At 37.3% G+C, this 3838-nt stretch carries 1 protein-coding gene; it reads left to right on the top strand.

Annotated features, from left to right (window positions below):
- Nucleotides 1–507: 507 nt before the first annotated feature.
- Nucleotides 508–3838 (top strand): mucin-binding protein (locus tag HMPREF2837_RS06500; RefSeq protein ID WP_075230744.1); only part of this gene is annotated, 3331 nt, incomplete at its 3' end.

Below are 3838 nucleotides of genomic sequence, written 5' to 3' on the forward strand. Positions count from 1 at the left end.
TCTTTTGTCTTGTTCTTGTTTCAATTGACTATAGAATGAATCTAGAATAGGACGCTAAGACTGCTAAAAATATTTCTAGAAATTAGTTTGACTTTCCTAATCGATTTGTTCATACCCTATTTCAATTCACTATAACATTTGGAGAGGACAGCCGTTGTTCTCTCCATTTTTATATCCAGAGATAGAAGGATTTGTTGAAAAACTAAAAGATAAAACTATAAATCTCGGCAAAAAATATTTACTAAAAATTTTAATACTGTTAAATAAGTTGTATGAATATAAAAATGGATAAATCTCTCATAGCAGGGATGAAATACATCACTAGATGGATGTTTGTTCCTTTAATTCTATTTCTTAAAGAATTACTAAGTTTTCGATAAGAGATGTAAAAAAATATTAAATTTAGTTCGTGTAATACGTTTTTTAGTAAAAAGTAAGCGTTACCACTTGATTTTTATAAATATAGTGATATACTAAGATTTAAGAAAAAGTAAAAAGGAGATTACTATGAAGTTTCATTTTAATGAGCGTCAACGCTTTTCTTTACGTAAGTATAGCTTTGGTTTAGCCTCTGTTCTTTTAGGAACTGCCTTCTTTTTGAGTGGACAAGTTGCTAGTGCTGATGAGGTAAATGTTTCAGAAACATTGCTCACCTCCGTAGTATCTGTTAGTCCAGAAAGTTCAACAAGTACATCGGAATCTTCAGTACCAAGAACTTCTGAATCAAAACCTACAGTAGCAGATAAGTCTACTCTATCACTAGAAACTGCCGATTCAAAATCAACAGTAGAAGATAAAGCTGTTGTAACACCAGAAAAGGCTGGAGTTTCTTCAGATTCTGAAAAACCTGTAATCGAGAGTCCAAAATCTGAAAAGTCAGAAGCATCAGCGAAAGAATCGAGTGAAGAAACGGCGAAAGCAACTGAAGTTAAAGCTGAAGTTGCTGAAAAAGACGATAAGTTTACTGACAAAGCTCCAGCTGAAGTTGCTGAAAAAGACGATAAGTCTACTGACAAAGCTTCAGCTGAAGCACGTCGTTCTACTCGTACACGCCGAGCTACTTCAGAAGATAAACGAGAAGTATCTAATTGGAGTGAGTTTGTTTCAGCCTTAAAGGATGAAAATGTAAGCGATATCACTGTTAATGGTGATATCGTAGCTCAAGGTGATAATGGTAATACCGACAATGGACGTTCAGGATCTGTTGACCGTAAGACTACCATCAATGCGCCGTCTCGTCCAGTTACTATCCAAGGTAAGGACGACAATGCTCGTCTAGACCTCTTGTCGCATACTTTGGAATTGACAGGAGCTAGCTGGGAACTAAACCTCAAAAATCTTAAGATTGCTTCAGCAAACTCTAGAGGTCCAATTGAACTATCAAGAACTAGTGGTTCAAATACAGTTACATTTGAAAATGTGACAAGTGAGGGTTCATCACTTTATGGTGGTGGTGGTAACACAAATGTCGTTATCAAAGGAAATACAACTTCAACAGTTAGCGATAGTTATCAAGCAGCAAATGGTCAAACTCAGTATGTTCAACGGAACGTGGGACAAGCTGGTAAATCAGATAAACGTCGTGAGTCAAATATTCACGATGCTAAATCTGTAACAGTTGCTGAGGGAGCTAGCTTAACGCTTAACCGTTCTTCTCAAGGGGATGCTATTACTCTTGAAAGTGGAGCTAAGGTCAGTGTAAAAGATAAAGCTAGTCTTACTATCAACATGAACACTGCCAAGCAAACTGATAGTGCTCGCTACCATAATGCTGGTATTTTCATGGCTGATAGTGGTACCGTAGAAACTGGTAAAGGCTCTAAGTTAGTCCTAAATACTAGTATCGGTCAAGGTATTTCAATTGGTATAAACCGTCCAGGGGATAACGTTACAGATAAGGATCGTTTTGGTGGTTACGGTGCTGGTAACAACGGTCGTAAAAATGGTCCTAGCCGAGTTCTTATTGGCGAAGAAGGAACATTTGAATTTAACGGTCGTGACGGTATTATGATGGGGAATCACTCAGAACTTGTCACAGGTCAAAATTCCAAAGTTCGCTTTGAAAATAAAGGTCGTGGCGTTGCCCTTGATTTCGGAAATGATTCAAGAGTAGTCTTTGGAAAACATTCGACTAATACCTTTCATTCAGTAGGTAAAGGTAAGAACGGTGGTGCACCTTCGGGTAGTTACGATGGTTACAACTATATTGGCCTTAATGAAAATGGTAAGATTCTTGTAGATGACTACGCGACTTTCCGTGTACAAATGGACAATCGTGGCGACAATGACTGGGATGATGTCATTTCACTTGGTTCTCAGAATGGTACTAAGTCTGAGCCACTTTTCCAAGCTAATAAAGGTTCTATCGTAGATATCCGAGACGATAATACGAACTACTATGCGGAGTTGATATCTGTGGCGCTAGGTAATAGTTCAAATACCTTCTTCCAGTTCAACAATCCCTTTTATGTTGCATTTATGAGATATACTAAGTCGGATAGTCTTTCAGCAGGTGAAATTACAGGTAAATTACCACTATCGATTCCTCAAGGAAACAATCCACAGGACATTGGACATGGGAACATCCTTTATATTTCAAATCCATCATTAGCGTCTAGAAACAGAATCGAATTTAATGGTCCTGCAAGCAATAATGGTTCTGGAGTTGGAACCTATACAGTTTATTCATTGAATAAAGATGGTAAGGATAAGCAAAGTCGAGAAAAGCAAAGTTCGGTATGGACCAATATTCAAGGTGGGTCTATTCCTATTGCCGGTTTCAAAAATGATAATCCAAATATAACACCAGCAGATGCCCCTTCTGTCCCTACGGGTTCTTCTCCAGGAGGCGTTATTGCCAAAGATAAAACTTATGGTATTGACCCTGTTGGGGATAACCGTCAAAACATTTGGGTTTCAAATGGTTCTAAAATCAACCCGACTGGTGTTCATAAAAATGTCATCAAATATGTCTACGAAGATGGAACTCCAGTTAAAAAAGATGTTATCCAGTCATCAGAATGGAACCGTACTTTGGATGTCTCTATTGACCAAGAAGGCTTTAAAAAGATTTTAAAAAATTCAAACGTTAGAAATGGTGATGAATTCTTAGCAGCTTATAGTAAAGCTAAGTATCACATTTCTGATATCGATGGAGATAACATTGCTGATACTGGCTGGAAAGAAGACGGAACAAATTCTGGTACCTATAATTATGGTACTATCGCTTCGCCAAAACTCAAAGGCTATAAACCAGAAATTCTATCAACTAATGTTCCAGGATTAGAAGCTGGGGCTCAAGCTGATTCAGTTTCAGTGACTTATGATTCAAGTAATGCACCAGAAACACTTATTGAAGCTCAAGCTGGTGGACGTACCGTTTCAGAAACTTATTGGCGTAATATTGTAGCCAAATCTGATTTGGGTGTCTATGAAACAGTTGTTGTCTATAAAAAAGTAAAACAAAAAGCTATTGTCAAATACATTGATACAACTGCTAATAATAAGGAATTAGCAAAAGATGAAGTTGAAGGTACATCTGGTGAAGCTATTAACTACTCAACTGCAGCTATGATTGCTGATTTTGTTAATAAAGGTTACAAACTTGTAGAAGATGGATTTACAAACTCAACTGCAGATCAAAAGAAATTTGATGATGATGAAAACATTGATCAAGAATTCGTAGTTAGACTAGAACACGATGTAACTCCAGTTGGACCAAATAACCCACATAAACCAACAGATCCAATCAATCCAAATGATCCAAAGAGTCCAAAATACCCTGCGACAGATCAATGGAAGAAAGATGTAACGTCAACTGTTCATTATGTGGTATCAG

It is taken from the genome of Streptococcus sp. HMSC071D03, from assembly GCF_001812125.1.
Taxonomy (GTDB): Bacteria; Bacillota; Bacilli; order Lactobacillales; family Streptococcaceae; genus Streptococcus; species Streptococcus pseudopneumoniae_N.